Raw genomic sequence first — 25,409 nt, 5'->3', positions numbered from 1 at the left:
TAGAAAAGGACAAGTAGCCAATCTGACTACTTGTCCTTGCTGTTTATCTGTACTCAATAAAATTAAGCTTGGAATGCTTCTGTTAATACTGGTACGATTTGTTTTTTACGAGATACAACACCTTTTAATGTAGCAGTGTTGTTTTCTAGAGATACGTTGTATGCTTTCTCAACAACGTTTGCTGCTTTACCGATCGCAAGACCGACAGAATCGTTAGTTAAGATATCAGTTACAACGAATAAGAATAGGTCTAAACCTTTTTCTTCTACTACTGCAGAGATAACTTTTTCAAGTTCCGCTTGGTGTACAAGAACGTCGTTTGTATCAACAGCGTTTACTTGTGCGATTTCAACTTTCGCATTACCCATTTGGAATTCTTTAGCGTCAAGAGAGATTAATTGCTCCATTGTTTTTCCGCTTAAGTCAGCACCAGCTTTTAACATTTCTAAGCCGTAGCTATCAGCATCTACACCAGCGATTTCCGCTAATTCACGAGCTGCTGCTACGTCTTGCTCTGTGCAAGTTGGAGATTTGAATAGTAAAGAATCTGAAATGATTGCAGATAACATTAAACCTGCAACTTCTTTACGAATTGTAACGCCATTTTCTTTGTACATTTTGTTTAAGATTGTAGCTGTACAACCAACTGGCTCACAACGGTAGTAAATAGGATCGCTTGTTTCAAAGTTAGCAATACGGTGATGGTCAATAACTTCTAACACACGAACAGATTCGATATCGTTAGCACTTTGTTGACGCTCGTTATGATCAACTAAAATAACGTTGTCCACTTCGCTTGCAACTGTCTCAACAAAACGCGGTCCTTCTACTTTAAAATGGTCTAACGCAAATTGAGTTTCACCGCTGATTTCGCCTAAACGTACAGGCTCAGCATTCATTCCTAATTCTTTTTTCAATTCTGCATAAGCAATTGCAGAACAAATTGCATCTGTATCTGGGTTTTTATGCCCGAAAACTAGTACTTTTTCCATGTTTTCCACCTCTTCATGAAAAGGATATCTTAAAGAAGCAAATATGACAATATTTAAAGCCCATTTTTTTATAAATAATTGCACTTTCTTCTATATTTTTCATCGTTTTTCGGAAAAAAGATCATCTAAAATGAATTAGATGATCAAAATGTATTTTTTATTTAAAATAGTGTAGGAGCCTGCACTACATGATTTAGCGCGAAATTCGATGTCAAACCGTTATTTACGAGGTTAACATCTATAACTTGATAAAATGCATTCCCAGTATCTGCAATTTCCCAAACAGCTAAAATAAGGTGATATCCATTTCTATCAGTAGGTACATTTGCTTCATGTGTTACTGAAGTTCCTGGTCTAGTTCCTCCATCATTTTTCACATAGAATGGCACTAAATCTAAATCAGACCTTGTTAACGGCTTATTTGGATTCCAATCTTTTTTCGTAATATAGTATTTCCATTCTTTCGTACTATGAGGTGCCGTTAGTTTCCACTTAAATGTATTCGTCCCGCCGTTTAACGTAACTTTCTTCCACCTATCAACTGTTTGAACGTCTAAAGCAGGAAAATGGCCTGCTCCTGCTATTTGTCCATCAGAAGGTCCTAATTGCGGGAATCCACCTATTCCTTCTACACTTTGTGGTTCATATTGAACTGGACCGCAATTTACATTTCCCCCTTGCTTACATAAATAAGAGCGGCTCGCTGGTGATTCTACATAACCATGAGCTGAAGCCTTTTCTGAAAAACCGAAAGTTAACAATCCCGTAAGTAATATGCTACCACTTAACATAACTTTCTTCACTTTCTGTAAACCTTTCGTTTTCATCCCGACATCCCCTTTCGCATAATAAAGCGAAAACAACTATAGTTGCCTAGTCATCTCCTCTACATTCATTATAAGATGAGAGACTATACAAACATAACCCTCTAAAAACTTTCTCAAATTCAATTAGTACATTAAATAAATTTTATTGATACATTCAAATAACACCGCTAGAGAAATATAGGCGGTGTTAAATATACTCAATTAAACTATTCGTTTATAAATAAATTACGAAATTGGCAAAGTTAGTCTAGTTATCAAATAGCCCTCTCCCTCTCAGATTTGCGGAAACTGGCTCCTTTCCTACCTCTCGTGCCCATATAGATAACTGGCCGATATGGTGGATTTCGTGGATAATGACATGACGTATTAACTCTCCATGTGTACATTCAATGACTCGGCGCCTAATTGGTGCGTCTCTTGAGCTAATTGGCTCTTCATTGAAGTCAGCTTTTGAAAGTTTTCGAGAATCCATTTCATTTGTCCAAGAGGTCACAAATGGCTTCACTTTCCCGTGGTATTGAGCTGAAAGATTTTTCACTTTTTGTAAGCTAGCATACTCTTCAAACGATGGCTCCTCAGGCACTAATTCACCACGCAACCCTAAGATCCACATATATTCCACATCTACAATGTGAAATAGAGTATGTAGTATACTGCCGAACCCACCGACCCGTTTCTTTACCAGTTCTTCGGCCGAGATGTCTTCGCACCATGTAAACCAATCATTACGAACTTGCCAGTTATATTGAAACAGTTTCAACATCACAGCAACCTCCATCTTTTAGATTAACATTTACTATTCACCAAAAGACTTCAAAATTCCTATGTGAAACTACCACCCACTTAGTATCACTTACGAGCTTACCCCGAAGTGGGGACTTCTCGGTTCATCGCTACTTTTAATAGCTAACGAATTTGTCCTAGGGCAGACAGCCGAGGTAACACGCTTGAGGAAGGAGACTTCTTTTGGATAATACATTAAATAATAATTCTAAAAAACCTGTTATCCCCCCTACAAACTAGCCCTTTAATTGAACGCTCCAGATGAAGTTACAAGGTTTTATTAAACATTGTTTTAAATTATCAATATTTTTTATAAATCAACACACAAACATAATAACAAATGTGTCGTTTGAAATTTTTTCCCTTTTCAAATAAAAAACTAAATCATTTTATAATAAATTACCGTTGCATCTAACTCACCATTCGGAGAAATTGCATACCCTGGTATTTTTCCGGATTCTTGATAGTCTAATAACTTGTACAATCTATTCGAAGGATCTCCTTCTCTAGTATCTAACACTAAAAGAGACCTGTTTTCTTGCTTTGCTCTTTCCTCTGCTTTTTGCATAAGTAAACGTCCAATGCCATTACGTCTAAAGTTTGGATGAGTCATTAACTTACAAATTTCAGCTCTATGAATCCCATTAGGTTTTGTAGCTAGATGTAATTGAATACTCCCTGCCACTTCATTATTTATTTTAGCGACATATAAAATCACTTCGGGTGTTAAAACAGTTTCCCAATACTTCTCTGATTCTTTCTGTTCCAGTGGAGGTAAAAAACCAATTGACGCCCCACCATTTACAACCGTTTTCAAAAGATTCGAAAGCTCCTCCACGTCATCTTTTATTTGCTTAATCTCTTCAATTACTAAATTTTGCATTACTAATCCCCCTTTTGTTTCATTGTACCAATTTTTAAAGAAGGAATAACGGAATACGAAAATGAAATATATATTTAGATAAAACATACTTATAGAATGTATGGAAAGTGGAGGGATTAACAATTAACAAAATTGGATTTGACTTAATAAATCATAAGGATGACTTTGATCTTGGATATGAAGATATAGAGGCGATATCTAAGAGATGTAAGTTTTCTAACTGCTCTCATACAAATGAAACACATTGTGCAATTAAAAAAGCTATTTCCGATGGAATTCTTACAGAAGAAATAATGAATAGTTATTATCGAGATAAGAATGAATTCGAATATGTATGTAAACAAAAGAACAAAACAAAAGCTATTGACTATATGAAACAATTGAAACTTTTTCAGAAAACTTAAAACTAAATAAATAGTTGTGATTTCACATTCCCACTAAATTTTAAATTCTTACTTTAATACATCACATACTAGGTAATTTTTATACTCAAATTTAATCTCACGTAAAAGAACGTTTTAAACATAAAGTTTAAAACGTTCTTTTATATTCAATGCTTTTGATTTTTCAGTTCACTTAAACACTCTTGTACTAATGTTACTGCTTGACTCATTGCAGCTCCGCCAGCAAATGCTGCTGATACGCCACATGCTTCCAGAATCTCTTTATCTGAACACCCTTGATCAAGACAACCTTTTGTATGATAAACGGTACAATATTCATCTTGAGTTGCTAGACTAATTCCTAATGCGATAAGTTGTTTTTCCCTTTTTGTTAAAGACCCCTCTTGAAAACAAGCTTGCGTGAATGCATTATATGTTTCAGCAATTTCAGGAATTTGGTTTGTAAAACTACCGATACCCTCCTTATAATGATGTAGAACGTCATTTACTGAACTATGTTGTTCGTGTTCCATCTTATTATTACCCCCATTCCAATTATGTGTACCTATTGTAGTATGTGATGAAAAGAAGGCAATATACCTCGTTAAATAGAACGAATATTCAGTTTATTTATACTAAAATTTCAAGCTATCATCCACTACTGTTTGTTCTTTATAATTTTTCCTTTCAAGTTCTTTACTTCTTTCTTCCCAAAATGTTAAACCTTCAATTCCCACATTTTTAGGATCAAACACGGGATCTTTCCCTTCTTTTTTCTGCGCTTCATAATCTTTTAACACTTTTAATGCAATTTTACTTAATAGTAGAATCGCGATTAAGTTTAACCATGCCATACTACCGATTCCTAAATCTCCAAGATTCCATAAAAGCGACGCTGATTCAACGCTACCGATGTAAACCATAATTAAAAATCCAATTTTTAATACTGGTTTTAACCAGCTATATTTAAGCTCACGATCTAAATAAGTAAGTGTCGTTTCAGCGATATAATAGTAAGCGAGTAAAGTTGTAAATGCGAAGAAGAAAATTGCGATTGAAATGAATAATGGACCAAATCCCGTTATAACAGTTTCAACTGCTTGTTGTGTATAGATTGGACCAGCATCAACATCCCCTATATTCTTTACAATAGCGCTTTTCCCTTCAGGTATAACATTATACATACCTGTTATTAAAATCATAAGAGCTGTCGCTGTACATACGACAATTGTATCAATGTATACAGAAAATGCTTGAACTAACCCTTGTTTTGCTGGGTGAGATACTTCAGCCGCAGCGGAGCTATACGTCGCTTCTCCAACACCAGCTACATTTGAAAATACAGCGCGCTTTACACCCCATGCAATTGCTGCACCGACGATTCCACCAAACATTTCATTTACACCAAAAGCACTAGAGAAAATTAAAGCAAACATACTTGGAATTTCCGTTACATTCGCAATTAATACGATACATGTAACAATTACATATCCAATTGCCATAAATGGAACAAGCATTTGTGAAACGCCTGCAATTCTCTTTACGCCACCAAAAATGATTGATGCTAATAATATAACTAATAATATTCCAGTTATATATTTGCTAATGCCATTAGAGTTTTCAAATCCAATTGCGATACTACTAGACTGAATTCCTGGTAATAAAACGCCATATGAAAGTGTTACAACAACCGCTACAATGACTGCAAACCATTTCATTTTCAGGCCTTTTTCAATGAAATATGGTGTACCACCGCGGTATTCATTTCCGACTTTACTTTTATATACTTGAGATAATGTTGATTCAACAAATGCACTCGCTGCTCCTAAAAGAGCCATTACCCACATCCAAAACACGGCTCCTGGTCCCCCAAAAGCGATAGCTGTCGCCACCCCTGCGATATTACCTATTCCAACCCTACCTGATAAGGCTAAACAAAATGCTTGAAAGGATGAAATTCCCGTCTCCGAGCTCTTCCCTTCAAATAATAGTTTAATCATCTCTTTAAAATAACGAATTTGCAGAAAACGAGTGGCAATTGTAAAATACACACCTGCTCCTAATGCAAAAACAACTAACCCAATACTCCATACTTGCCCTACTAACCACTCTACTAATTGCTCCATCCAAATCCCCCTTATCATTCTTTTAAAAGCTATTTTATATATAAGAAAACGGACAACTATTATTAAAGCTTCCAGTTGTCCGTATCTCTATTCATTAACAGTTAGACTCTCTATTACTTTATATTTACCCAAACACTCTTCACTTCTGTATAGTTATCAAGCGCATATGAACCTAACTCACGACCGATACCAGATTGTTTAAAGCCACCAAATGGTGCAGCTGCATTTTCTAAATTATAATCATTAATCCATACTGTTCCTGCTTTTAATTTATTAGCAACTTGATGTCCAGTTTTAATATTTTGTGTCCATACGCCCGCAGCGAGTCCGTATGAAGAGCGATTTGCTCTTTCGATGACCTCTTCTGTTGAATCAAATGGAAGTACTACAACAACTGGTCCAAAAATTTCTTCTTTCACAATTGTCATATCATCAGTAACATTTGTGAATACCGTCGGCTGTACAAAATAACCTTTTTCAAATGCACGTTCACCACCAGCAGCAACAGTAGCGCCTTCTGCTTTTCCTTGTTCAATGTAATGTAGCACACGCTCTTGTTGCTTTTTAGATACAAGTGGACCCATTTCCGTTTCCTTCTCCATACCTGCTCCAAGTTTCACGTTATTCGCCATTTTCACTAGTTCATTTACGACTGTTTCGTAATGTTTTCGGTGAACGAACACGCGAGAACCGGCACTACAATTTTGGCCGTGATTATACATAATGCCTTGGAATGCGCCGTTAATCGCTTCTTCTAAATCAGCGTCCTCTAGAATGATATTTGGTGATTTACCACCAAGTTCTAACGTTACATGTTTAACTGTTTCTGCAGATTGACGCATAATATATTTCCCTGTAACTGTTGAACCTGTGAAGGCTACTTTATCAATATCATGATGGTTTACGATTGCAGCTCCTGCTTCAGGGCCAAAACCTGGAACAAAGTTTACAACACCGTTTGGAAAACCTGCTTCTTTAAAGAGCTTCGCTGTATATAATAACGATAAAGGCGTTTGCTCTGCTGGTTTTAATACGATCGTACATCCTGTTGCTAGTGCAGCTCCCATTTTCCAAGAAGACATAACGAGTGGAAAATTCCATGGGATAATTTGACCTACAACGCCAACGGGTTCATGGCGTGTGTAATTTAAGTAATCTTTTGAAATCGGAATTGTTTGCCCGATAATTTTTGTAGCCCATCCCGCATAATAGCGATAATTTTCTACAGTCGCTGCAATATCATCATCCAGTGCTACTTGATATGGCTTCCCATTATCTAAAGCTTCTAATTGCGCTAATTCTTCTCCATGCTCTTCAATTAAGTCTGCTAATTTATAAATAAGGTGCGCTCTTTCAGCGGTAGTCATCTCTGCCCAAGGCCCTGATTCAAATGCAGATCTTGCCGCTTTTACTGCGACATCAATATCCTCTTCTTGCGCTTCGCATACGATAGCTAGAACATCTTCTGTTGCTGGATTGTATGTTCCAAATGTCTTCCCGCTAATGGAAGGTACAAATTCACCATTAATAAACATTTTAATTTCTTCATTTAAAAACGCTTTTACTTTTGGTCTCAACTCAATGTTTGTCGTTAACATATATGATTTCCTCCTTATTTAAACAGCTGCATGAGCTGCAATTTTTGAAATAATCATTTGAAGTTTTTGATCTTCTTCTTTAGTTAATCCGAGTCTCGGATAACGAGAAGGTCCCCCGGCTTGCCCGTGTAATTCCATTGAGCGTTTAACGATTTGTACATATTTTCCTGATCCTTCAAGAAACTCGCAAAGAGGTAAAATAGCATCGTTTATTTCCCAAGCTTTTTCTAATTCACCATTTTGGAAATGCTCATACATTTTCGTAACAAGTCCCGGTACGATATTACCTGCTACTGAAACCCATCCCGTTGCACCTACTAAATAAGATTCCATAACTAAATCTTCAGATCCACAGAATACTTGAAAAGCACCTTCGCCTTGTCGTACTAAATCTCTTGCTTTACGAATATCTCCGCTAGATTCTTTAATATGTGTAACATTTTCACATTCTTTTCCAATACGTAGCATGAGCTCTGTACTCATATTAATACCAGATGTAAACGGATTATTGTATAACATAATTGGTATATTTACAGCGTTTGAGATTTCTTTAAAATGAAAATAAATTTCCTCTTCTTTCGGCTTACAATAGTACGAGTTAATAATTAATGCGCAATCCGCTCCGTGTGCTTCTGCATGTTTCGTATATTCAATCGTTTCTTTCGTCGTTTCTGCTGCAGTTCCTACAATAACTGGAATACGGTCATCAACTTCTTTTAATACTTTTTCTACCATTTTAAATCGTTCTTCTTTTGATAAACTAACAAACTCTCCTGTACTTCCATTAATAATAATGCCAGCTACCTTTTGATCGATAAAATAGTTTACGTTTTGTTTTACACCGTTCCAATTAATTTCTTGAAACTCATCCATCGGTGTGATTAATACTGGAAATGCTCCTTTAATGTTTTTCATATTTATCTCTCCCTTTACTATTTTATTTTAATAAAAATCCTGTCGGAAACGGATCTGTAGAGTCTAATAGAAACGTCTGCATTCCTGTAATAAACCCTCTACTTTCAAAGCGAAAAATGTATCCTTGTTCTTCTTTCTTCACTTGTTCCACTGTTATAAAGCTATTAAAAATACTTTCATTTTTAAAAGCTTTATCCGCTATATAATCATTTTTAAATAATGTATGAACATAAGATACAATAGTAGAAACAAAACCAGGCGAACGTACTATAAAGTTATCTTCATGAAATGTAATCGACTTTATATGGTTCTTTTCTGTTTGCATAGATTCTACTAAAATAAGTCTTTTTATTAATGACTGTTTTTGTATAGCTTGAAGTGTAACTTCGCCCCATTTTTTTAATTTAGAGATATTTTCAAAACTGATTTCTGGTGAATATGCATCCTTTTCTACAACTGCATATACTTTATCTGCCTGAATGAGAGAGTAACTTATATTACCCACTTGTAAATTTTTCTCAATCATATAACATAGTTTACTTTCAAACGAAACTGATACAACTTCATCATTCTCTACATACGCATGGATTGAAAATATACCAGATAGCGTTTCGATTTTGTATTGGTTCGTCTCTCTCTTTTTTAAATACCCGCTTTCTAGTAACGTCGTTATGACTGCGACAATGCCTCCATAATGAAGCGGAATGGATCCTTCATGATTAAAAAATAATACAGCGGCATCGACTTCCATATGAATAGAAGGAACGACAATACATCCATTTAATCCGATAAAACCACGTGGCTCATTTAATAAAAGCTTCATTTCTTCTGCTAATTCACCTGAAAATTGTTCGTTTAATTGCTCTAAACTGTAGTAGTATTTGCATGGTACATCTTTCATTACACGAAATGCTTCACCATTTACATGTACGTCTACTGCTGTATACATTTTTTGAATGTTCATTTTACATCCTCCGTTTCATGTTCCATCGGCGGAATTAGCAAAAAGCCCTCTTTCAGTGGGTCCTTTTCATTATAAAAAAATCTATGCATCCCCATAAGCCAAGCTGAACCTGTAATTTTCGTTACGACAGCTTCAATATTTTCTACAGATGTTGTATTTATGACGCACCCTTTAAATAAAGAGCCCACGATACTCTCATGAATAAACTCTTCATCCACTTTAATTTTTTGATTTGTGTATAATACAGCTAACTTCGCTGATGTTCCTGTACCACATGGAGAACGATCAATTCCTCCTGGCGGAACGACAACTGTATTTTTCACATGAGCACTTTCATGAGTAGGATCTGTATAAAATTCAATATGGGTTAACCCTCTAATAAACGAATACTGCGGATGTATGATTTCAAATTCCTCATTAATGATATTTCTAATATGAATTGCCTTATCGATAATTGTAGATGCGTTTTCTGGTACTAACTCTAAACCTACTGACTTCGCATCGATAATGGCATAAAAATTCCCTCCATACGCAATATCTGCTTCTACAGTTCCAATTCCTTCGACTTGTACAGTAATATGTTTCAGTAAAAAAGCTGGTATGTTACAGAAAGAGACTTCTTTCGCTTTTCCATCTTGAACAAAGATATCAACTTCAACTAAGCCGGCTGGTGTATCTAACTTTAACGAAGTAATCGGTTCAACTACCGGAATTAAACCTGATTCAATTAAAGCTGTACATACACCAATTGTATCGTGACCACACATCGGTAAATATCCACCTGTTTCTATGTAAATAACACCAATATCTGCTTCAGAATGACATGGATCTGTTAATAATGCTCCTGACATTACATCATGACCACGTGGTTCATTCATTAACAATTTGCGAATCCAGTCATACTCCTTTTTCATATGTAACATCTTCTCTGCCATCGTCTCTCCAATTAACTTAGGAAGTCCACTAATCAATGTTCTCGTTGGATTCCCGCCCGTATGTGTATCAATCGTCGTAAAGACTCTTTGTGACCTCATCCGTTTAACACCCTTTCTGTAAAACGACTCAAACGAAGTGGTTCAATAGGAATAATTGTTTCTTTTTCATTTAATAATTCTTCAATCACTTTCCCAGTAACAGCTGCAAGGCTAATGCCATCTCCTTCATGCCCTGCCGCTATAAAGTAATTCGGGATATGTTCCACACGTGAAATGATCGGTAAATTGTCTTCTGTCCACGGGCGTAATCCAGCATATGAACGAATCACCATCATATCCGCCATTTTCGGATAAAAGCGAATTGCTCTATTCGCAATACATTTAATAACCTCGTTATTTATCCTCGTATGCATCCCTACAAACTCTCTACTACTACCAATTAAAAAATTTTGACTCTCTGTCGGCTCAAATACAAGAGCTACCCCATATTTTTCAGTTAAAGCATCCACTTTTCGTTTTCCGCCAAATTTAGAAATTAAATAACCAAATTCCATTACTTTTCGACAGCCAACGTGTTGTTGCCTTGAAGCTACAATAATATGCCCTTTTCTCGGTTCAATTGGGACATTTACATCTAACATTTGTCCGATTTTTGGAGCCCATACACCGGCTGCGTTCACCACTTGCTTCGCAGTAAACGTCTCATTTGTCGTTTCTACAATAAAGGAACCGTCTATATCTCTTTTCATTTCTTTTACTTCCGTATGATTAAAAGCTTTCGTACCAAATTTCTTCGATTCTGCAAGAAGTGAGAAAGCAAGAAGATATGGATTTACAGTTGAATCCGTTGCGCATTCTAACCCGCCTAATAAATCATCTGCAAAAAATGGCGATTCTTCTCTTATATCGTGTCTATCAAGCATTCGAAACGGTAATCCAGCTTCCTTTTGACGATTCACCCATTGCTGTGCAGCTTCCATTTCTTCGTCTGACTCACATACGAGAATGCTTCCTGGCGCTCTATATTCAAATGAGTGCTCCAACTCTTCACTTAATTCTGTTACTAATTTTTGACTAACTAAAGACATTTGACTATCAAAGCCTGGATCTTTATCAATAGCCAAAATATTCCCGTCACACCGTGAAGACGTTCCACTGACAAATTCCCCTTTTTCAATGATTGTTACGTCTCTTCCGTATTTTGAAGTGTAATAAGCGATAGAACAACCTATAATTCCACCACCTATTATTAAAACGTCACAGTGCCTCACGTAGCACCCCTCCCTTCTTTTATTCCCTCACTTTCTTTTATGCAATTGACATGCCAACTCTACTTACATACACTTTTTATAAAAAATATTTTTATTTGTAAAAATATTTTAAATTTATCGTAAATAGGTGTATTATTTTTTTATCACTGTCAAAATTTTTATACATAACAGGAGGACAATATGGCATTCTCATTTCCTACAATAAAAGAATTTCTAAAAACTTTATCAATTGATCGTACATACAACATGCAACATATTGAACAAGTTAACGGAAAATTTTATTACCACCCTTCTACTACAGAAAAATATAACTGCACAGTTATATATGAAGATGACTCATTCACCGCTTTAATTGACGCGTTTTCTAATGAAATGGCCGTTATCGTAATGAACGAAAATAAAGAGCCTATATGTTGTATAATGGCTCAGCAAATTATTCCATTCCTTGTTAAGACTTACAATGAACTACAATCTTTTTATAACACCGTAATACAAACAACGGATTCTTCTGTTACAGTTATCGATGATAAAGAATGTGTTCGCACTTGGACAGATGGCGCCGAAAAGATTTTTTCAGTCAACCATACTGAAATTATTGGACAACCTATCACTCGTTTTTTTGACTATAAAGATTTGGAAATCTTGCAATCATTACATGACGGAAAAAGCATAATCGCTCAATTCCATCAGCCCCGTCCAGATTTGTTCGTATTAATAAATTCAAACCCAGTGTATTGTAACGATGAAATTATAGGAGCGGTCGTTTCAGAAACAGATGTTACAAATCAAGTTGCTTTAAACGAAAAACTATTTAATATGTCACATGAAATGCACCGTTTAGAACAAGAGGTTGCAAAGTACAAAGATGAATCCGACCCTTTCCTTGCGATGAATGGAAAAAGCCCTGTTATACAAAGAACGATACAATTAGCTAGAAAAGTTTGTTCGGTGAAATCAACTGTTTTAATACTCGGCGAAAGTGGTGTTGGAAAAGAAGTATTTGCAAAAGCGATACATGAAGCAAGCGAGGCAGCAAAGGCACCTTTCATTTCAATTAACTGCGGCGCCATTCCAGAAGCGTTATTTGAAAGTGAATTATTCGGGTATGAACGCGGGGCGTTTTCTGGTGCAAGTAGTAAAGGGAAAAAAGGGAAAATAGAGCTCGCACAAGGCGGTACATTATTTCTTGATGAAATAGGAGAAATGCCACTTGATATGCAAGTAAAACTGTTGCGTGTACTACAAGAACGAAAATATTACCGAGTTGGTGGAGAAAAAGAGATCAATATTGACTTCCGTATTATCGCTGCTACAAATCGTGATTTACAAGAAGAAATGAGAAAAGGTACGTTTCGAGAGGATTTATACTATCGCCTAAATGTAGTTAGCTTGCATATTCCACCGCTGCGTGAAAGACGCGAAGATATTATTGAATTAACATATTCTTTCTTAAACGATTTTTCAATCAACTATAACAGACCAATTCGTGACTTGCCTTCAAGCATTATGCATGAACTGCTTCATTACAATTGGCCAGGTAATATTCGCGAGCTCCGAAACGTTGTTGAAAGACTTGTCGTATTTGCAACTGACGGTATTATAAAACAAGAATATTTACCATTTCATACAACTGAAACGTTAGACAATCATACGGCTCATTCCCTATTACTCAGCAACAATCATACAATTCTCTCTTTGCAAGAAGAGATGGATGAACATGAGAAAAAAGTCATTGAGAGGGCATTACGTATTTTGAATGGGAATAAATTAGAATGCGCAAAACAGCTTGGTGTTACGAGGGCCACTTTATATAACCGCCTAAAAAAACTCGGATTACAATAAACATTCCTTCTCTACTATGGCATAGTTTTTGCATAATAATTTGTGCAAACCGAACTAGAGGAGGAATACATATGACGAATAAAGATCACTTAATTGTTTGTCGATGTGAAGAAGTTACATACGGACAACTTCAATCGACAATTGCTGAATATAAATGCTCGGCAAGAGAATTAAAACTAAGAACACGTGCTGGCATGGGATTTTGCGGTGGCCGCACATGTAGAATGATGATAGATCGAATGATTGAAAGTGCAAATCCCGACGTAAACACTAATGAAATGCCATTAAAATATCAACCACCAGTTCGCGCAGTTACCTTTGGAGCGGTAGGTGAAAATCAATGAATAGAATTACACATCACCCTATTTTAGGAAGTTTAAATAGTAGTAAGCGCATCACTTTCCAATTTAACGGGCAACAATATGAAGCCTATGAACATGAAACCATTGCGGCGGCTTTACTTGCAAACGGAATAAGAACTTTAAGAGTGCATGAAGATAGCGGGACGCCACGAGGTATTTACTGTAATATTGGACATTGTTCTGAATGCCGCGTCACAGTAAACAATCAAACGAACGTACGAGCATGCTTAACTGTTGTAGAAAAAGATATGGTAGTTGATAGTGGTAAACAGCATCCAAATATCGTGAGAGAGATGGTGAAAAAGCGATGAATGATGTCATTATTATCGGAGCTGGACCAGCAGGTTTGTCAGCCTCCATCTCTTGTGCTCACTTTGGACTAAATGTACTTGTTATTGATGAATTTATGAAGCCTGGCGGAAGGTTGCTCGGACAATTACATCAAGAACCTACTGGAGAATGGTGGAACGGAATAAAAGAATCAAAACGCCTTCACGAAGAAGCAAAATCACTTTCAGTTGATATTCGATGCGGCATTTCCGTCTATAATTTAGATAAAGATGAAAGTTCTTGGTTCGTACATACGAATATCGGTACGTTAAAAGCACCGTTCGTTTTACTTGCTACTGGCGCTGCTGAATACTCCATTCCCCTTCCTGGTTGGACACTTCCAGGAGTCATGTCAATCGGGGCAGCCCAAGTAATGACAAATGTACATCGCGTTCAAGTTGGGCGAAAAGGAGTAATCATTGGTGCTAACATTTTGTCCTTCGCTATTTTAAATGAATTACAATTAGCAGGTATTAAAGTGGAACATATCGTACTTCCTGAAAAAAGTGAATTAAGTCAAAAGGCTGGTGAACCAGAAGAAGTTTTAAACTCTCTATTACATGCTGCACACCTTGCCCCTTCGCCTTTATTACGTATAGGTAGTCGATTGATGAAATATAATTGGGCGAAACAAGCTGGATTAAACTTCTATCCAAATAACGGTATGAAAATAAATGGCACACCACTTCACCTTCGAAAAGCAGCTCTTGAAATTATCGGTACAGATCAAGTTGAAGGTGTACGCGTTGCTACTATTGATACGAAAGGAAACATCATAACTGGATCGGAACAAATATATGAGGCAGACTTCGTTTGTATTGCCGGTGGCTTATACCCTCTTGCTGAGCTAGCCGCTTTAGCTGGTTGTCCTTTCCGTTACATTCCGGAATTAGGCGGGCACGTTCCTCTCCATTCCGAAACGATGGAAACCCCTCTTACCGGTTTATTTGTAGCCGGCAATATAACTGGCATTGAAAGCGGAAAAATCGCTATGGCACAAGGAACTGTTGCTGGATATTCAATCGTAAAACAAGCAAATACAAAATCCCATTCGGTTGAACAACACTTGCAACAGGCGATCCAACATGTACATACCGTACGACAACAAGCTGCCATTCAATTTAACCCGATGATTGATGTCGGTAGACGGAAAATGAATGAAATTTGGCGTGATTATTCCCAAGCATATGCACATACTAAAAAGAGCTGCTGAGATTACTCTCAACAGCTCTTTTTTCTACTCATTTGAGTTATTAAACTTTGCTAATGCGTAAATGCCTTCTTCATCGTCTAATTCAAGTTGTAACCTTGCTGCAAATGAATTGACATTATATTCTCTATCAAGCAATAAGCGTAGTGCTTCGATTAAGTTCGCTTGAATTAAAATTTGTTTGCGACCATTTACCTCTACTTCAGCAGAGAAACCATAGTCATCGTCATACATTAATTCAACTAAAACTTCTTCTGGACCAACTTGTCTTTTTTCAGCGATATATACGCAAAGTGCATTTATTAATTCTTGTTCAGAAATTTTTATTGTTTCCATGCTACTTCATCTGCCTTTTTCTTACGTTGATCTTTGAAGTATTTAAATGCACGAACTGCTAACATTACGATACCAGCCATTACTAACATATTTACCATAAACGCTAATACAGAACCAAGAGCTCCCATATTTGCAAATAAGCTACCCATTAGTAAACCACCAAGACCACCTAGTAATAAACCTTTCATAAAGCTTCCTTTATTACTTTTTGGTGCTGTGTTTGTTGCTTTGTTTTTTGAATCTGTTGTTGTTTTTTGTGAATTCACGTTAGTATCTTTTTTGTTCAAATCAACTTTTGACTTTTGACCAGAACTTGGTGTGTATGATTTTTTACCAGATTTGTAACTCTTCGCTGCTGCGTGATCTACAAACATGAAGCTACTAGCTCCAAAGATAACCATGAATGCTGTCATGACTGCTACAAGTTTTTTCAACATATTATATCCATTCTCCTTTTATATAGATATATGTGAAATCTACCTTTCTAGTAAATTCAGAATGATAGATTTGTTTTTAAAAACATTTTAAAGGTTCTTATGAACTTATTATATGAACTTTTGTCGAAATATGCAAGCATTATTTACTTACAACAGTTTGGTGACAAAGGAAAAATTAAGCAAAACAGAATTGACTTTAAATGAAACAAAACATATTATAGGTTCATAAGAACTTTTTAATATTTTTGGAGGTGAAAAGATGGAAACATTTCATCTCACACGAAACGAAATGGCTACCCTTCTTCTATCTTTAAGAGGATGGAATACGAAAAAGCCTCTCGGTATTTTACAAGAAGCGTGGGCAAAGTCACATAAAAAAGATATTGAAAGCGGACAAAGCGTAACTGCTTTTATTACTACCGCACTTTCACCTATTTTTGAAAAACTGATTAAAATTGATGATACAGACGTCGGTTTTTCATTAAATGAAATAGTTGCGCTTGGAAATCAGATTGAAAATACAAGTTTCTCAGTAACGGCCATGCAAAACTGGGTAAAACGAGATATTAAAGAAATGATTGGCTCCCCTCAAAAAGGGAAAAAATATTCAATTGAACAAGCAGCCTTACTATTCATTGTCGAAGATTTAAAAACAGCACTTGATTTTGAATCCATTCGTAAGCTATTACGCCTTATCGTAAATGACCCAGCCGATCGAAGTGATGACTTAATCAATCCTGTTCATTTATATGGAGCATACTCTTCCCTATTTGAAGAACTCAATCAAGGGAATTGCTTACAACTAAATGCAACAGATACAGTTCATACAATTGAAAACATCGTAAAAGAAAAAGCTGATAAAATCGCAAGCAAGTTCGATCAGGTTAACAACGAACAACGTGAAGCAATTCGTAACGCTATTATTATTGCGACACTTTCTGTACATACCGCTTATGTACAAATGTTAGCGAAACGTTACGTAACAGCAACTTTATTTTTACAAAATTTAGAAGTGAAACCGTAAAAAATAGGAGCAGAAATGCTTCTATTTTTTTATAATGAAAACAAGTATCCACCTGTCCTAATATATAACAGGTGGATACTTGTTTTTCTAGGTATTAATTATGAAAAATCATAAGCGCCTATTATTAATTCAAAAATGATTATTTCATTCTATTAAATTCCGAAAAAATTTTCTCGATAAATTTAATTCCTTCATCTTTGTAACTCTTTACAAATTTCGATTTGAGCTTTTGAGCTATTAGCAAAACTTAACCAATCCTGTCTCACATTACTAATGTTTTCAGTTACCAAAAGTTCAATGATATCTAGATGTGAAACATTCGTTGTTATCGGTTTATTTATACCATTAACTTTGGCACCTGACATATACTTAGCAATCTCAGGGTTTAATGCGAAAGCAAAATCAATTACAGTAGAACCTTGCGGTAAGTTCACGGAATCTAACTTAGGAGTAAATGCTACAATGTTATCTTGGAATAGTTCATATGATACTAAATCATAAAATTCAATCGCATCTTGAGTTACTAGATCATTTGTCTTAATAAAATGATCCATCAATTTATGAATTATATTTTGCATATCCTTATCAGTTATACTTTTTGTAAGAATATGAAATACCCCTTTATCTCGTATCTCCTGATTTATTTTTGTTTCAATACATATCATTATTTCATGGTTATTGATTACCACTTTGGTCTTTAAGTATTTGTTTAATACATCACTTTCAATTGCTATATTATCTTCAAATTGATATGGAATTGGTTTGTATAGCTGATGTATAATTCCTAATATTTTATAACAGTCTAAATTATTTGAGGCCGTGATAATTATTTTTGACACTGCTGTAATGTCTTGAATATCTTGGAGACGAGAATAAGCTGTATAAATAGGGCTTACTTCATAGTCAACTTCAAATATTAAAGATGTATTTAAAAAAGTATTTATATCTTGCATTATATTTTGAGACAAATCCTCTAACAACTTAACATACTTTTGTAAAAGAATTTTCATTCCCTTATATTTAGAATAATTAAGATAAAAAAAGCCTAAATCTTCTAACTCGTGTTGAATATGAAATATCCCTAGCCTTTTACAAATCGGAGCGAAAATTTTGAGTGTTTCATTTGCATAAGGAATTTGTTTCTTTACAGCTTTCACCTGTAAAGTTCTCATGTTATGTAGACGATCTATCACTTTAATAATAGCTACTCTTATATCTCCTTGCGTAGCTAACAATAATTTCTTTAAGTTTATTGCTTCATACTCTTCTTTATTAGGGATTTGTTTTTTATCAATTTTAGTTAACCCTTCTACAATATCAGCCACTTTTTTACCGAATATATCACGTATATACTCAATTGTATAATCTGTATCCTCCACCACATCATGTAATAATGCTGCAACTAAAGTTATAATATCTGCCTTACAATCTAACAAAATTTCTGTAACTGCAAATGGATGAGTAATATACGGCTCACCTGAAACGCGAAATTGTCCTTCATGAGCTTTCTCGGAAACTAATATAGCTTTATGTAGTTGTTCTAATTCTGCTTTATGTAGATATGAGGCCTTTTCTAATAATTCCTTTTTCATATTTTCACCTTCATCATGTTAATTTTCTATAAAAATTTTATTAACATTATAATTCGTTTTTTGAAAGTGAAGTACCTGTCTAAGTGATAAGAGAATATTTATTATCTCTTCATGAAAACTGGGCTTATATCCTTTACTAAACTACTAATGCAAGACATAAAAGAATTGAAATAGCAATCCCCTATATAAATAAGGTATAATCTACATATAGTGAACCTTTTACATTGTTAAATAAAGGGACATTTATTCAAAAATACATAAACTAGAAGGTGCAACAATGGTAAGTAGTTTTATTCATTCAGTATTAACGTTTTTTGAAGGATTAGGTTATTGGGGCATTATGCTTGGTCTAATGATTGAGATTATTCCAAGTGAAATCGTCCTTGCTTATGCGGGATTCTTAGTATTCAATGGTAGTATCTCATTTGTAGGCGCCGTTGCATTCGGTACAATTGGCGGCGTTATTGCTCAAATCTTTATTTATTGGCTTGGACGATACGGTGGACGACCTATATTAGAACGATACGGAAAATATATTTTCATTCATAAAAAACATATAGATGCAGCTGAAGATTGGTTTAACCGTTACGGGACTGGTGTAATTTTCACTGCACGCTTTATTCCAGTAGTACGTCATGCGATTTCAATTCCTGCTGGTATTACAAAAATGCCATTATTACGTTTCACTACATTAACAGCACTTGCAATCATCCCTTGGTCTATCATTTTCATTTATTTAGGTGAAAAACTAGGTCAAAATTGGGAGAATATTAATGATATTGCTGGGCCATATGTGAAATCATTCGCAATTGGCGGTGTCATACTCGTTCTTTTATACTTCATCATTAAAAAATGGACAAAAAAACGTAAAAATCTTGCTTAAGATAATAAATAAAAACCGCTATACATTCATTACGAACTATAGCGGTTTTTTATGTTTAAATTGACTAATCTGTAGAAATTACAAGAAAACCCTTCAGTTTAACATTTACATGGATAAGCAACAATTCACTCGTCCATTTCGTATATTATCTCAAAAAGGAGTGATTCCCCTATGCATTGGCAACAAAAAATACAATACTTAATCGGACGCCCTATCGGCATTTCTTTCATGAACGGGCAAGGAACTTCTGGTGTATTATGTTCAGTACATGATGGTCAATTATATGTGTATGAATACCTTTATCAAGCTCAATTCGCAATGAAGCATTATGATTTTAGACAAATTCAAGATATACATGCCTTTCCGAATTGCCCACATCAAAATCCTCTGTACTAAAAAAAGGAACAGCTTATAGCCGTTCCTTTTTCTCCACACTTATTTTTCAGTATAAAAGTTATGCACTGCTTCATCAAAGTAAATCCAGCCTTTCCAACCTAAATGAATTGTATCTTTTAAGAAATACTTATCATATTCATGGCCAGAAAAATCAACTACTGGGTATCCTGCTTTCTCAACTTGTTCCCGAACTTTTTTATAATACACTTCGCGGCGTTCTTTAGGGAAACCAGCGTAATCATACCACGGTCCATTTACAGGTACAGAAATGAATAGTGGCTTAACATTTTTCTCTTTAAATATATTTAAAACAATTTGTAAGTCATCATATTCTGGTGATTCTTCATATGATTCATTTGCTCTAAAGTTTTTTAAACCTTTTAATTTTTTCTTCAAATTATGTTTATAGTAATACGGATTTTCAATTCCGAATGTGTTTGTAGTAGATTCCAATTTCCCTTCTTCTTCTGCATGTTTACGTGCATCTACCCAAGATATTGAACGTAGTCCCATATTAGTTTTTTCTTTCATCGGTTCAATCTTAAATAAAGAGTTAAATAAATCTCTATGATCTAATATATTTCGATGCATATAAGCAAGTGGTTTAACTAAACCTGCTTTTATGTTATGTTTCGTATCATTATATACAATACCTTCTAATGAATGCTTTAATATATCATCTTTTTGAACAACTTTATAGTCTAATAGTCGTTTCGCAATTTGCTTCTTCATTTCAGCATTTATTTCATCATTTAAAATAAAATGATATGCTTGTTGCTTAGAGAAATTGTTCGTAAAATCCCCTTGTGATACCCCAGTCTTTGTAAACCATTGTGGTGATAGAACAAAGACTACTTTTTTACCTTCTAACTCATCCATTGTAGACGTCATATTTAATATATGAGCTAAACTTTGCGTACCGCCAATCCCCATTAAATATGGTGTAAAACCTGCGGGATTTACTTTAAAGTAATTAGACGGATGATATGCATCCATTCGTAAAAATTCAGATGAACCATACATCGGTAAATACTGCGAATTCTCTAACATTTTTTGCTGTAAGAAAACACTTTGCAATTTTTCTTTTTGTAAGGAAGTTGCCGCATCTTCTACCTTCTTATCACTAATAAGTGATACTAAACTTTTCGATGGGATGAGTATGATAATGAAAAAAAACACACACGCTAAAATTATGGGACCAAAAGCATGCTTCATTTTCATCGTCTCTTCCTCTTTCTATCGCTATTAAATTGTAACCCTTGTTTTTGACACGCCATCATTTCTCTCCTTTTTCTCTATACATGTTCCATTCTATTTATCTATTATATACATGTATGTATTTCTTTCCTTGTTCTATTAAGTCCTATATAAATAACACAAGAAAATGTTTCCATAGAAACACGTTAATTATACAAGATTCTACATAAATTTCACACTGGAATTTTACTAATAATTTTATTTTTAAGACATGAAAAAATATATAAAATGTCTCTACATTTGAAACTGTACAAAAAAACAGACTATCACATACGTGAAGTCTGTTTTTCTATACTTTTATTTTTGTACATCTGCCCATTTTAAACTTGTAGCTGGACCGAATTGATGTACATATAAATCTTTCACATATGGCTTTTGTAAGTATGATAATCCGCGCTGGAATACCGGTGCAATTACTGCATCATCCAGTAACGTTTTCTCAGCATCTTGCATTGCTTTCCAACGAGCTTTTTCATCATTACCTAATTCTGTTTTAATCTTCTTAATTAACGCATCATATTCTGGGTTTGCATATTCTGTATTGTTCACACTACTTCCAGAAAGGAATACTTCTAAGTATGTCATTGGATCTGGATAATCCGGTAACCAGCGTGATAATGACATTTCATATTCTTTCTTCTTCTCTAGCGCTAGCTTTTGCGTATGTGGTTGTAATTTTACATTTACCTTTAAGCCTGGTAAGTTTTTCTCTAGCTGTTCTTTAATGTACTCTCCTACTTTCTTAAAGTTTTCCAAATCATAGTTTAATAACTCAAGCGTTACTTCATTTGTACCAGTCTCTTGCTTCGCCTTTTCCCAATATTCTTTCGCCTGTTTTACATCAGTTTTATTAAACTCACCTGCTGTACTTCTAAAATCTTTTTTATCTGGACCTTTTAAAAATCCTTTTGGTACGTAATAGTTAGCAGCAACCGAACCATCATTTAAAAATGAATTCGCAAGTCCTTTCTTATCAAACACTGTACTTAGCGCAAGACGTGCATTTTTATTTTTAAGAATCGGTACATTTTCATTGAATCGGAAGAAGTACATAACCGGATCTGTATATTGTTTTAGCTCTTTATTATTTTTATATTTATCGACGAATTCTGTAGAAATGACAGCTCTATCAACTTTATCTGTTTCATATAAATTTACCGCAGTTGAAATTTCTTTAACAATTTGATAGTTTACTTCATCTAGCTTCACTTCTTTTCTATCCCAATACTTATCGTTTTTCTTCATTGTAAAGCTTGCTTCATGCTTCCACTCTGATAATGTAAATGGCCCGTTATACACCGCTTTATTTGCTTCTAATCCGTACTTATCGCCCTGCTCTTTCGCATATTTTTCGTTAATTGGATAGAAGGACGGTAAAATAAGTAATTTCGTAAAATACGGCACTGGATGTTCTAGTTCTACAACGAATGTTTTATCATCCGTCGCTTTCACTCCTAATTCCTCTAACCCTAATTGTTTCTTATTTATTTTCTCCGCATTTTTCACATCGTACGCAATGTATGCATATTGAGAAGCAGTATCCGGATTAATAAGCTGCTTCCAAGCGTATACGTAATCTTGTGCTGTTACTGGATCTCCGTTAGACCATTTCGCTTCACGCAAGTGGAATGTATATGTTTTTCCATCTTTACTTACTTCATATTTTTGTGCTCCAGCCTCAATCACTTCATCATTTTTCGATAAACGAAATAATCCTTCCATTACGTTATTTAAAACGTTAAATGATACTGCATCTGTTACTTTCCCTGAATTTAATGAAGGAATTTCACCAGTTTCTAGTAACTGTAATACTTTCTTCTCATCTTTCGGCTTTGTCGTTGTTTTTTCTTTTGCGCATCCTACTAAAAATGAAGAAACTAATAGAGTACTAACTAATGAGTAACGAACAACTTTTTTCATTTGAAAACCCCCTCTATTTTTTAAGGTAAGTAACGACGAGCACCAGCGTATTCTTCTATATATCCTGGTGTATTTAGCGGTATAATCTCTACAGATCTTTCAGCTCTTGGTGAGTGAATCATATTTCCGTCACCAATATACATAGCAACATGGTGAACACTACCTTTTCCTTGATCATGTGCAAAGAAGATTAAATCGCCTTTTTGTAAATTTTCTTTATCAATTGCAATTCCATTTCTCGATTGCGGACCAGAATCTCGCGGAATAGTAATACCGTGCGATTTATAAATCGTATGTGTAAATCCAGAACAATCAAATCCAAAACCACTCGTACCAGCCCATATATACGGTAATCCTAAAAACATTTTTCCAGTGTTTATTAAATCATCAGCCGCCGGAGTTGGAATATCATTTTGAGAACGGTAAACCGTTCCATCATTTTTTCGTAGCCAAGCTTTCTGTCCGTTTGGTAACAACACGCGGTACGAAATTGTATCTTCACTAAGTAGCGGCAGTCGCGTATTATAACTCACTTCAAGCGATTTATGTTTTTCAGAAGGATTAATATACAAAATAGCTGTCGGTTTCGTTACTAATACGAAAGGTTCATTTGTTTTATCTGCAAATTCTTGATTATATGTTAATTGTTTTTCAGGCATCCATCCCGGGTAACCTTCTTCGTTTCGTGGTGTTGGTTGACCATGGACTAACACTTTCACCCAGTCGCCTTTTTTATCAACAACCGTTACTTCTTGACCTAATAGTGCTTGCGTTTCTAATTTATTTGCATCTGTTAACCAAAGTTTCTCGTCAAGCGTCATCGATTTCGTCCACTTCCATAAATCAACTGGATTTGTAGCGCTCGGTACATCTATTGGCCGTAATGAATCAGGCGCAGTCCAAAGTGTTGCGGCAGATACATCGATAAACGCTTTACTATCTTTCTTCTCTTCAGCATTTGCTGATGTAAACGATGAAAATATAAATAAAGTTGTTAAAAATGCAGTTCCTACTTTTTTCATACATATCCCCCTTAAAAGATAGTTTACTAGTCTCTTCTCCTAAGATTTACTATTCACTGTCGATTGAAGGTTTACCTTTGACCCTGAATACGTCATTCCTTCCGGTTCTTCCATTAACCAAAGCGGTGCATCAAGATCGAAGTAATGAATATTAGGATGGGCAGCTGCTAAATGGGCTACAGCGCTAACAGAAAGTGAAGATTCCATCATACTTCCGACCATACATTTTACGCCAGCTGTTTCGGCAATATCGGCAATACGCCACGCTTCACGTATGCCACCACATTTCATTAATTTAATATTAATTAAGTCTGCATATCCTCCTTGAATGATTTTCAATGCATCACGCGCTGAAAATATGCTTTCATCTGCCATAATGGGCGTTTGTACATGATCTTTGACATACTTTAACCCATCCCAATCTTTCGCATGAACAGGTTGTTCAATAAACTCGATATTTAAATTACGATTTTCCATCTCTTTAATGATCGTAACCGCTTCTTTTCGGTTCCACCCTTGATTTGCATCTAATCGTAACGTCGTATTTTTTGGTATACTATTTCGAATTGCTTCAATACGTTCTAAATCTAAATGAGCAGATTTTCCCACTTTAATTTTTAAAGTTTGAAATCCTTTTTCTACATGTTGCTTTGCCTCTTTCGCCATAATAAAAGGCTCATCTACACTCACCGTAATATCTGTATAAATTTCTTTCTTCCCGCCTAATAATGCGTAAAGTGGAACGTTTTGGTGTTGACAATACACATCATATAAAGCGATATCTACCGCCGCTTTCGCACTTGGGTTTCCAATACAACTCATTTGAATGTGCTGCAGTAACTGCTGAAATTGAATGATATCTTGACCAATTAAACAGGAACGCATCGGTCCTAAAATTGCTTCTTCAATCCCGTTAGCGAAATCCCCCGTAATAACTGGTGTTGCGGTTGCAGCACCCTTCCCAACAATTCCTTCATCTGTATAAATATATACATCTATACTTTCTATTTCGGTTACGGTACGAAGCGCCGTTTTAAACGGTGTATGAAGATTTACACGTCTACGATTTACTTTTACATCGGTAATTTTCATATTGCTCATCCTTTCGTTGTCTGACAAAG

The 25,409-nt window shown here is 35.2% G+C and carries 26 protein-coding genes; 8 read left to right on the top strand and 18 right to left on the bottom strand.

Annotated elements, in window-relative coordinates; genetic code table 11:
- Window positions 1-62: 62 nt before the first annotated feature.
- From ppaC to AC3WTA_RS00870, 4 genes are all read right to left on the bottom strand, one after another.
- Window positions 63-992: a manganese-dependent inorganic pyrophosphatase gene (ppaC, locus tag AC3WTA_RS00885; protein WP_000416841.1), complete on the bottom strand. Its 930-nt coding sequence runs from the start codon at window positions 990-992 to the stop codon at window positions 63-65.
- 161 nt (window positions 993-1,153) lie between these two features.
- Window positions 1,154-1,819, bottom strand: coding sequence for a lytic polysaccharide monooxygenase (locus AC3WTA_RS00880; RefSeq protein WP_000850068.1), 666 nt, complete (start codon window positions 1,817-1,819; stop codon window positions 1,154-1,156).
- Between the two features lie 247 nt (window positions 1,820-2,066).
- Window positions 2,067-2,582, bottom strand: a complete 516-nt coding sequence (locus AC3WTA_RS00875) for a DinB family protein (protein ID WP_000915564.1) — start codon at window positions 2,580-2,582, stop codon at window positions 2,067-2,069.
- A 399-nt stretch (window positions 2,583-2,981) separates the two neighbouring features.
- The gene (locus AC3WTA_RS00870) at window positions 2,982-3,485 is read right to left on the bottom strand and encodes a GNAT family N-acetyltransferase (protein ID WP_098655826.1); all 504 of its coding nucleotides are present in this window, start codon (window positions 3,483-3,485) and stop codon (window positions 2,982-2,984) included.
- A 107-nt stretch (window positions 3,486-3,592) separates the two neighbouring features.
- Here AC3WTA_RS00870 and AC3WTA_RS00865 point away from each other — a divergent pair, with 107 nt between their 5' ends.
- Window positions 3,593-3,889, top strand: coding sequence for a P-loop NTPase family protein (locus AC3WTA_RS00865; protein ID WP_176505888.1), 297 nt, complete (start codon window positions 3,593-3,595; stop codon window positions 3,887-3,889).
- A 146-nt stretch (window positions 3,890-4,035) separates the two neighbouring features.
- On the opposite strand, the gene AC3WTA_RS00860 is transcribed toward AC3WTA_RS00865, so the two are convergent.
- The 7 genes from AC3WTA_RS00860 to AC3WTA_RS00830 form a co-directional block, all read right to left on the bottom strand.
- Window positions 4,036-4,401, bottom strand: a complete 366-nt coding sequence (locus AC3WTA_RS00860; protein WP_000399731.1) for a carboxymuconolactone decarboxylase family protein — start codon at window positions 4,399-4,401, stop codon at window positions 4,036-4,038.
- Between the two features lie 102 nt (window positions 4,402-4,503).
- The gene (locus AC3WTA_RS00855) at window positions 4,504-5,994 is read right to left on the bottom strand and encodes an alanine/glycine:cation symporter family protein (protein ID WP_078183826.1); all 1,491 of its coding nucleotides are present in this window, start codon (window positions 5,992-5,994) and stop codon (window positions 4,504-4,506) included.
- A gap of 113 nt (window positions 5,995-6,107) precedes the next feature.
- The gene (locus AC3WTA_RS00850; RefSeq protein WP_098116496.1) at window positions 6,108-7,592 is read right to left on the bottom strand and encodes an aldehyde dehydrogenase family protein; all 1,485 of its coding nucleotides are present in this window, start codon (window positions 7,590-7,592) and stop codon (window positions 6,108-6,110) included.
- A gap of 18 nt (window positions 7,593-7,610) precedes the next feature.
- Window positions 7,611-8,507, bottom strand: coding sequence for a 4-hydroxy-tetrahydrodipicolinate synthase (gene dapA / locus AC3WTA_RS00845; RefSeq protein ID WP_000789607.1), 897 nt, complete (start codon window positions 8,505-8,507; stop codon window positions 7,611-7,613).
- Between the two features lie 22 nt (window positions 8,508-8,529).
- Window positions 8,530-9,471 carry a proline racemase family protein gene (locus tag AC3WTA_RS00840; RefSeq protein ID WP_098822467.1) on the bottom strand — a complete coding sequence of 314 codons (942 nt, stop codon included), beginning with the start codon at window positions 9,469-9,471 and terminating at the stop codon, window positions 8,530-8,532.
- Entirely contained in the window at window positions 9,468-10,505 is a 1,038-nt protein-coding gene (locus tag AC3WTA_RS00835; protein WP_001257547.1) for a proline racemase family protein, read from the bottom strand. Before AC3WTA_RS00835 ends, AC3WTA_RS00840 begins: the two co-directional genes overlap by 4 nt.
- Window positions 10,502-11,677 (bottom strand): NAD(P)/FAD-dependent oxidoreductase, encoded by a 1,176-nt coding sequence (locus AC3WTA_RS00830; protein WP_492332779.1) that lies wholly within the window; start codon window positions 11,675-11,677, stop codon window positions 10,502-10,504. The genes AC3WTA_RS00835 and AC3WTA_RS00830 overlap by 4 nt, the downstream gene beginning before the upstream one ends.
- A gap of 180 nt (window positions 11,678-11,857) precedes the next feature.
- Here AC3WTA_RS00830 and AC3WTA_RS00825 point away from each other — a divergent pair, with 180 nt between their 5' ends.
- The 4 genes from AC3WTA_RS00825 to AC3WTA_RS00810 all read left to right on the top strand — a co-directional run bounded on the left by AC3WTA_RS00825 (window position 11,858) and on the right by AC3WTA_RS00810 (window position 15,424).
- A complete protein-coding gene (locus AC3WTA_RS00825) occupies window positions 11,858-13,519 on the top strand; it encodes a sigma-54 interaction domain-containing protein (RefSeq protein ID WP_000885725.1) in 1,662 nt (553 codons plus the stop codon).
- Window positions 13,520-13,590: 71 nt separating this feature from the next.
- On the top strand, window positions 13,591-13,863 hold the full coding sequence (locus tag AC3WTA_RS00820) for a (2Fe-2S)-binding protein (protein ID WP_000182240.1): 273 nt from the start codon (window positions 13,591-13,593) through the stop codon (window positions 13,861-13,863).
- Window positions 13,860-14,192 carry a (2Fe-2S)-binding protein gene (locus tag AC3WTA_RS00815; protein ID WP_001080017.1) on the top strand — a complete coding sequence of 111 codons (333 nt, stop codon included), beginning with the start codon at window positions 13,860-13,862 and terminating at the stop codon, window positions 14,190-14,192. The genes AC3WTA_RS00820 and AC3WTA_RS00815 overlap by 4 nt, the downstream gene beginning before the upstream one ends.
- Entirely contained in the window at window positions 14,189-15,424 is a 1,236-nt protein-coding gene (locus AC3WTA_RS00810) for an NAD(P)/FAD-dependent oxidoreductase (protein WP_001000576.1), read from the top strand. Before AC3WTA_RS00815 ends, AC3WTA_RS00810 begins: the two co-directional genes overlap by 4 nt.
- A 24-nt stretch (window positions 15,425-15,448) precedes the next feature.
- Here AC3WTA_RS00810 and AC3WTA_RS00805 read toward each other — a convergent pair whose 3' ends face one another.
- Together AC3WTA_RS00805 and AC3WTA_RS00800 are read right to left on the bottom strand one after the other, a co-directional pair.
- Window positions 15,449-15,757 carry a YxcD family protein gene (locus AC3WTA_RS00805; protein ID WP_000447756.1) on the bottom strand — a complete coding sequence of 103 codons (309 nt, stop codon included), beginning with the start codon at window positions 15,755-15,757 and terminating at the stop codon, window positions 15,449-15,451.
- On the bottom strand, window positions 15,745-16,194 hold the full coding sequence (locus AC3WTA_RS00800; RefSeq protein ID WP_000914488.1) for a hypothetical protein: 450 nt from the start codon (window positions 16,192-16,194) through the stop codon (window positions 15,745-15,747). Before AC3WTA_RS00800 ends, AC3WTA_RS00805 begins: the two co-directional genes overlap by 13 nt.
- Before the next feature lie 259 nt (window positions 16,195-16,453).
- Between AC3WTA_RS00800 and AC3WTA_RS00795 the strand changes: the two genes are divergently transcribed.
- Window positions 16,454-17,218 carry a DUF1836 domain-containing protein gene (locus AC3WTA_RS00795; RefSeq protein ID WP_000447228.1) on the top strand — a complete coding sequence of 255 codons (765 nt, stop codon included), beginning with the start codon at window positions 16,454-16,456 and terminating at the stop codon, window positions 17,216-17,218.
- A 191-nt stretch (window positions 17,219-17,409) separates the two neighbouring features.
- Here the strand turns inward: AC3WTA_RS00795 and AC3WTA_RS00790 are convergent, their stop codons facing one another.
- Window positions 17,410-18,810 (bottom strand): HD domain-containing protein, encoded by a 1,401-nt coding sequence (locus AC3WTA_RS00790; RefSeq protein WP_000711892.1) that lies wholly within the window; start codon window positions 18,808-18,810, stop codon window positions 17,410-17,412.
- Between the two features lie 277 nt (window positions 18,811-19,087).
- On the opposite strand from AC3WTA_RS00790, the gene uptA reads away from it, so the two are divergent.
- Together uptA and AC3WTA_RS00780 are read left to right on the top strand one after the other, a co-directional pair.
- Window positions 19,088-19,693 (top strand): undecaprenyl phosphate transporter UptA, encoded by a 606-nt coding sequence (gene uptA, locus AC3WTA_RS00785; RefSeq protein WP_000254807.1) that lies wholly within the window; start codon window positions 19,088-19,090, stop codon window positions 19,691-19,693.
- A 171-nt stretch (window positions 19,694-19,864) separates the two neighbouring features.
- Window positions 19,865-20,089, top strand: coding sequence for a hypothetical protein (locus tag AC3WTA_RS00780; RefSeq protein ID WP_098822469.1), 225 nt, complete (start codon window positions 19,865-19,867; stop codon window positions 20,087-20,089).
- Window positions 20,090-20,128: 39 nt separating this feature from the next.
- On the opposite strand, the gene dltD is transcribed toward AC3WTA_RS00780, so the two are convergent.
- From dltD to AC3WTA_RS00760, 4 genes are all read right to left on the bottom strand, one after another.
- On the bottom strand, window positions 20,129-21,310 hold the full coding sequence (dltD, locus tag AC3WTA_RS00775; RefSeq protein ID WP_000782287.1) for a D-alanyl-lipoteichoic acid biosynthesis protein DltD: 1,182 nt from the start codon (window positions 21,308-21,310) through the stop codon (window positions 20,129-20,131).
- Between the two features lie 333 nt (window positions 21,311-21,643).
- The gene (locus AC3WTA_RS00770) at window positions 21,644-23,266 is read right to left on the bottom strand and encodes a peptide ABC transporter substrate-binding protein (RefSeq protein ID WP_000758263.1); all 1,623 of its coding nucleotides are present in this window, start codon (window positions 23,264-23,266) and stop codon (window positions 21,644-21,646) included.
- Window positions 23,267-23,286: 20 nt separating this feature from the next.
- A complete protein-coding gene (locus AC3WTA_RS00765; RefSeq protein WP_000755434.1) occupies window positions 23,287-24,288 on the bottom strand; it encodes a C40 family peptidase in 1,002 nt (333 codons plus the stop codon).
- Window positions 24,289-24,327: 39 nt separating this feature from the next.
- On the bottom strand, window positions 24,328-25,389 hold the full coding sequence (locus tag AC3WTA_RS00760; protein WP_122974116.1) for a dipeptide epimerase: 1,062 nt from the start codon (window positions 25,387-25,389) through the stop codon (window positions 24,328-24,330).
- Window positions 25,390-25,409: the final 20 nt, after the last annotated feature.

Source organism: Bacillus sp. EB106-07-01-XG149 (assembly GCF_058791555.1).
The sequence above is the reverse complement of the archived record's forward strand: the minus strand, read 5'-3'. Positions and strand labels throughout refer to the sequence as shown.

What these genes read in the sequence shown, in the direction of transcription:
- ppaC (WP_000416841.1), bottom strand. Translation starts at nt 992, where the DNA reads ATGGAAAAAGTACTAGTTTTCGGGCATAAAAACCCAGATACAGATGCA.
- AC3WTA_RS00880 (WP_000850068.1), bottom strand. Translation starts at nt 1,819, where the DNA reads ATGAAAACGAAAGGTTTACAGAAAGTGAAGAAAGTTATGTTAAGTGGT.
- AC3WTA_RS00875 (WP_000915564.1), bottom strand. Translation starts at nt 2,582, where the DNA reads ATGTTGAAACTGTTTCAATATAACTGGCAAGTTCGTAATGATTGGTTT.
- AC3WTA_RS00870 (WP_098655826.1), bottom strand. Translation starts at nt 3,485, where the DNA reads ATGCAAAATTTAGTAATTGAAGAGATTAAGCAAATAAAAGATGACGTG.
- AC3WTA_RS00860 (WP_000399731.1), bottom strand. Translation starts at nt 4,401, where the DNA reads ATGGAACACGAACAACATAGTTCAGTAAATGACGTTCTACATCATTAT.
- AC3WTA_RS00855 (WP_078183826.1), bottom strand. Translation starts at nt 5,994, where the DNA reads ATGGAGCAATTAGTAGAGTGGTTAGTAGGGCAAGTATGGAGTATTGGG.
- AC3WTA_RS00850 (WP_098116496.1), bottom strand. Translation starts at nt 7,592, where the DNA reads ATGTTAACGACAAACATTGAGTTGAGACCAAAAGTAAAAGCGTTTTTA.
- dapA (WP_000789607.1), bottom strand. Translation starts at nt 8,507, where the DNA reads ATGAAAAACATTAAAGGAGCATTTCCAGTATTAATCACACCGATGGAT.
- AC3WTA_RS00840 (WP_098822467.1), bottom strand. Translation starts at nt 9,471, where the DNA reads ATGAACATTCAAAAAATGTATACAGCAGTAGACGTACATGTAAATGGT.
- AC3WTA_RS00835 (WP_001257547.1), bottom strand. Translation starts at nt 10,505, where the DNA reads ATGAGGTCACAAAGAGTCTTTACGACGATTGATACACATACGGGCGGG.
- AC3WTA_RS00825 (WP_000885725.1), top strand. Translation starts at nt 11,858, where the DNA reads ATGGCATTCTCATTTCCTACAATAAAAGAATTTCTAAAAACTTTATCA.
- AC3WTA_RS00820 (WP_000182240.1), top strand. Translation starts at nt 13,591, where the DNA reads ATGACGAATAAAGATCACTTAATTGTTTGTCGATGTGAAGAAGTTACA.
- AC3WTA_RS00815 (WP_001080017.1), top strand. Translation starts at nt 13,860, where the DNA reads ATGAATAGAATTACACATCACCCTATTTTAGGAAGTTTAAATAGTAGT.
- AC3WTA_RS00810 (WP_001000576.1), top strand. Translation starts at nt 14,189, where the DNA reads ATGAATGATGTCATTATTATCGGAGCTGGACCAGCAGGTTTGTCAGCC.
- AC3WTA_RS00805 (WP_000447756.1), bottom strand. Translation starts at nt 15,757, where the DNA reads ATGGAAACAATAAAAATTTCTGAACAAGAATTAATAAATGCACTTTGC.
- AC3WTA_RS00800 (WP_000914488.1), bottom strand. Translation starts at nt 16,194, where the DNA reads ATGTTGAAAAAACTTGTAGCAGTCATGACAGCATTCATGGTTATCTTT.
- AC3WTA_RS00795 (WP_000447228.1), top strand. Translation starts at nt 16,454, where the DNA reads ATGGAAACATTTCATCTCACACGAAACGAAATGGCTACCCTTCTTCTA.
- AC3WTA_RS00790 (WP_000711892.1), bottom strand. Translation starts at nt 18,810, where the DNA reads ATGAAAAAGGAATTATTAGAAAAGGCCTCATATCTACATAAAGCAGAA.
- uptA (WP_000254807.1), top strand. Translation starts at nt 19,088, where the DNA reads ATGGTAAGTAGTTTTATTCATTCAGTATTAACGTTTTTTGAAGGATTA.
- AC3WTA_RS00780 (WP_098822469.1), top strand. Translation starts at nt 19,865, where the DNA reads ATGCATTGGCAACAAAAAATACAATACTTAATCGGACGCCCTATCGGC.
- dltD (WP_000782287.1), bottom strand. Translation starts at nt 21,310, where the DNA reads ATGAAAATGAAGCATGCTTTTGGTCCCATAATTTTAGCGTGTGTGTTT.
- AC3WTA_RS00770 (WP_000758263.1), bottom strand. Translation starts at nt 23,266, where the DNA reads ATGAAAAAAGTTGTTCGTTACTCATTAGTTAGTACTCTATTAGTTTCT.
- AC3WTA_RS00765 (WP_000755434.1), bottom strand. Translation starts at nt 24,288, where the DNA reads ATGAAAAAAGTAGGAACTGCATTTTTAACAACTTTATTTATATTTTCA.
- AC3WTA_RS00760 (WP_122974116.1), bottom strand. Translation starts at nt 25,389, where the DNA reads ATGAGCAATATGAAAATTACCGATGTAAAAGTAAATCGTAGACGTGTA.